The sequence below is a fragment of the Streptomyces niveiscabiei genome (genome assembly GCF_001419795.1).
Lineage (GTDB): Bacteria > Actinomycetota > Actinomycetes > Streptomycetales > Streptomycetaceae > Streptomyces > Streptomyces niveiscabiei.
This window is the reverse complement of record NZ_LIRL01001033.1, coordinates 1-4,206: the sequence shown is the minus strand read 5'-3', so window position 1 is coordinate 4,206 and position 4,206 is coordinate 1. Positions and strand designations below refer to the sequence as shown.

The 4,206-nt window shown below is 69.1% G+C and carries 3 protein-coding genes; 2 read left to right on the top strand and 1 reads right to left on the bottom strand.

Features of this window, described 5'->3' with window-relative positions; all coding sequences use genetic code 11:
* Positions 1-273 precede the first annotated feature (273 nt).
* Positions 274-1,416, top strand: coding sequence for a glycosyltransferase family 4 protein (locus tag AOK24_RS39205; RefSeq protein ID WP_055724697.1), 1,143 nt, complete (start codon positions 274-276; stop codon positions 1,414-1,416).
* A gap of 32 nt (positions 1,417-1,448) precedes the next feature.
* Entirely contained in the window at positions 1,449-3,080 is a 1,632-nt protein-coding gene (locus AOK24_RS39200) for a GMC oxidoreductase (RefSeq protein ID WP_478078784.1), read from the top strand.
* Between the two features lie 19 nt (positions 3,081-3,099).
* Here AOK24_RS39200 and AOK24_RS39195 read toward each other — a convergent pair.
* Positions 3,100-4,206 (bottom strand): AMP-dependent synthetase/ligase (locus tag AOK24_RS39195; RefSeq protein ID WP_159052151.1); only part of this gene is annotated, 1,107 nt, incomplete at its 5' end.

Here is a 4,206-nt window from a genome sequence, read left to right as displayed (position 1 = left end):
TGCGCAGGACCTCGTACCAGGCCCGGTAGATCACCGAGACGTCCGTCGTCACGTCGGGGCCCGGGAAGGGGAGGATCCCGTACACGGACAGGAGCAGGAACAGCCGGGTGACACCCCAGGTGACCAGCAGCCCGGTCAACGGCGTCGTCTTCACCTTTGCCCCTGTTCGTCAAGATTCGTCCATGATCGGCATGTGGGGCACATCCTGCACCGTGGGGCTGTGGGAGAGCCACGAAGCGGGGCCGGGCACCTGGTCCGTTACAGTCGGCCGCGATGCACAAGACCCTCATCGTGACCAACGACTTCCCGCCCCGGCCCGGTGGCATCCAGGCGTTCCTCCACAACATGGCGCTGCGCCTCGACCCCGCCGACCTCGTCGTCTACGCGTCCACGTGGAAGCGCGGCCGCGAGGGCGTCGAGGCGACCGCCGCCTTCGACGCCGAGCAGCCCTTCACGGTCGTCCGGGACCGTACGACGATGCTGCTGCCGACGCCGGGGGCGACGCGGCGGGCCGTGTCGTTGCTGCGCGAGCACGAGTGCACGTCCGTGTGGTTCGGCGCGGCGGCCCCGCTGGGCCTGATGGCGCCGGCGCTGCGGAGGGCTGGCGCGCGGAGGCTGGTCGCCACGACCCACGGGCACGAGGCGGGGTGGGCCCAACTGCCGGTCGCCCGGGGGCTGTTGCGGCGGATCGGGGACGCGACGGACACGGTCACCTATCTGGGCGAGTACACGCGGTCGCGGATCGCCGGGGTGTTGTCGGCGGAGGCGGCGGCGCGGATGGTCCAACTGCCGCCGGGGGTGGACGAGAAGACGTTCCATCCGGGGTCGGGGGGGACGGAGGTCCGGGCACGGCTGGGGCTCACGGATCGCCCGGTGGTGGTGTGCGTGTCGAGACTGGTGCCGCGCAAGGGCCAGGACACGCTGATCCGCGCGATGCCGGGCATCCTGAAGGCCGAGCCGGAGGCGGTGCTGCTGATCGTGGGGGGCGGCCCGTACGAGGGCGACCTGCGAAAGCTGGCTGCGGAGACGGGAGTTGAGAACTCGGTGCGCTTCACGGGTTCCGTCCCGTGGGAGGAACTGCCCGCCCACTACGGCGCCGGAGACGTCTTCGCGATGCCGTGCCGGACCCGGCGGGGCGGCCTCGACGTCGAGGGCCTGGGCATCGTGTACCTGGAGGCGTCGGCGACGGGACTGCCCGTGGTGGCGGGGGATTCGGGGGGTGCGCCGGACGCGGTCCTGGACGGCGAGACCGGCTGGGTCGTGCGCGGCGAGTCGGTGGAGGAGACGGCAGAGCGGATCGTCGCGCTGCTGGGGGACGGGGAGTTGAGGCGGCGGATGGGGGAGCGGGGGCGCAAGTGGGTCGAGGAGAAGTGGCGTTGGGACCTCTTGGCGGAAAAGTTGAGGACGCTTCTCTAGCAGGAATCCGCCATTCCCCCCATGCTCCGCATATGACAGCACATCTGACGCAACGTCAGCTCAGTAGACGCCAGATCCTCGGCATGGCCGCCCTCCAGACGGCCGCCACCCTCGGCCTCACCCGCATCTCCCTCCAGTCCGCGCACGCCGAAGAACCCGAGGCCATCGACAACTCCCCGGCGATCGTGGTCGGTTCGGGGTACGGCGGAGCGGTCGCGGCACTGCGCCTCGCCCAGGCCGGCATCCGTACCCTCGTCCTCGAAATGGGCCGCGCCTGGAGCACGGCCGGAGCGGACGGCAAGGTCTTCTGCAACACGGCGAATCCGGACAAGCGCTCGATGTGGTTCAGGACCCGCACCGAGGCCCCTCTCGCGAGCTTCCTGTGGCTGGATGTCGTGAACAGGGACATCACCTCCTACCCCGGAGTCCTGGACCGCGTGAAGTTCGCGAACATGTCGGTGTACGTCGGCAGAGGCGTCGGCGGCGGCTCCCTCGTGAACGGCTCCATGGCGGTCACTCCCAACCAGGCGTACTTCACGGAGCAGTTCCCCACGGTCGACGCGACGGAGATGTACGGCACGTACTTCCCGAGGGCCCGCCGGATGCTGGGCGTGAACACGATCGACCCGACCTGGTTCGAGTCGACGGAGTGGTACAAGTTCAGCCGCACATCGAGGAAGGCGGCGACGAACACGGGCCTCAGAACGACGTTCGTGCCCAGCGTGTACGACTTCACGTACATGCAGAAGGAGGCGGCGGGCACGGCGGCGAAGTCGGCGCTGGGCCAGGAGGTCATCTACGGCAACAACCACGGCAAGCGCAGCCTCGACAAGACGTACCTCGCCTCCGCGCTTGGCACGGGCAACGTCACCGTCCACACGATGGAGAAGGTCACCGCCATCAGCCGCGCGAGCGACGGGAGTTGGCTCCTCAGCACGGCCCGCATCGACGACACGGGCACGGTCGTCGAGACGAAACAGTACGGCTGCACCTACCTCTTCCTCGGCGGCGGCAGCCTCGGCACCACCGAACTCCTCGTCAAGGCACGCCAGTCGGGCACCCTCCCCGCCCTGGACGCGAGCGTGGGCGCCGGCTGGGGCACCAACGGCAACGTCATGCTGGGCCGCGCCAACCACCTGTGGGACACGACCGGCGCCAACCAGTCCACGATGCCGGTCATGGGCATCGACGACTGGGCCAACCCGGACAACCCGGTGTTCGCCGAGATGGCCCCGCTGCCCACGGGACTCGAGAACTGGGTGAGCCTCTACCTGGCGATCACGAAGAACCCGGAACGCGCGAGGCTGACGTACGACAACGGCGCGCTGGGCCTGAGCTGGAGCACCGCTCAGAGCGCGGTGTCGGTGGCGATGGCGAAGAAGCTGTTCGACCGGATCAACGCGGCGAACGCGACGATCTACCGCTACGACCTGTTCGGCACGCCCAGCAAGGTCTTCGCGGACGACTTCTGCTACCACCCTCTGGGCGGCTGCGTGTTGGGGAAGGCGACCGACGACTACGGCCGCGTGAAGGGGTATTCACGGCTGTACGTCACCGACGGCTCGCTCGTGCCCGGCAACATCGGCGTGAACCCGTTCGTCACGATCACCGCGCTGGCCGAAAGGACGATGGCGCGGGTCCTGGTGGAGGACACCGCGCCATGAACTGCCCTGAAGAGAAAGGCTACTTCGTGTACAGGGCCTCGATCTCGGCCGCGTAGTCCTTCGCCACCACGTTCCGCTTGAGCTTCAGCGAGGGCGTGAGGTGACCCGAGTCCTCCGTGAACTGGGAGGAGAGAATGCGGAACTTCCGCACCGATTCCGCTTTCGACACCGCGGCGTTGCCGTCGTCGACCGCCGTCTGGATCGCCGCGAGCAGATCCGGGTCGTCACGCAGCGACGCCGCGGTGGCGCCCGCCGGCTTGCCGTGCTCACTGGCCCAGCGGCCCAGGAACTCGTCGTCGATGGTGACCAGCGCCGCCACGAACGGCCGGCCGTCCCCGACGACCATGCACTCGGCGACCAGCGCGTGCGCCCGGATGCGGTCCTCGATCACCGCCGGGGCGACGTTCTTGCCGCCCGCCGTGACGATGATCTCCTTCTTGCGGCCGGTGATGGAGAGGTAGCCGTCCTCGTCGAGGGTGCCGATGTCCCCGGTGTGGAACCAGTTGTCGGCCAGCGCCTCGGCGGTCGCCGTCGGGTTGTTCCAGTACTCCCTGAACAGGTGCTCGCCGTGCAGCAGCACCTCCCCGTCGTCCGCGATCCTGACGACCGAGCCGGGCAGCGGCTGGCCGACCGTACCGATCTTCTGGCGGTCCCACGGGTTGAACGCCGTCGCCGCGCAGGACTCGGTGAGGCCGTAGCCCTCCAGGACCGTGAAGCCGATGCCCCGGAAGAAGTGGCCGAGCCGCTCGCCGAGCGGGGCGCCGCCGGAGATCGCGTACTCGCCCCGGCCGCCGAGGACCGCGCGCAGCTTGCTGTAGACGAGCTTGTCGAACACCTTGTGCTTGATCTTCAGCCCGAGCGACGGGCCCGACGGCAGGTCCAGCGCCTTGCTGTAGGCGATCGCCGTGTCGGCGGCCTTGTCGAAGATCGCGCCCTTGCCGTCGGCCTGCGCCTTCGCGCGCGCCGAGTTGTAGACCTTCTCGAAGACGCGCGGCACGCCCAGGATCAGCGTCGGCTTGAACGAGGCCAGCTCGTCCGTGAGGTTCTTGATGTCCGGGAGGTTGCCCAGCTTGATCGGCGCCATCATCGGCGCGATCTGCACGAGCCGCCCGAAGACGTGCGCCAG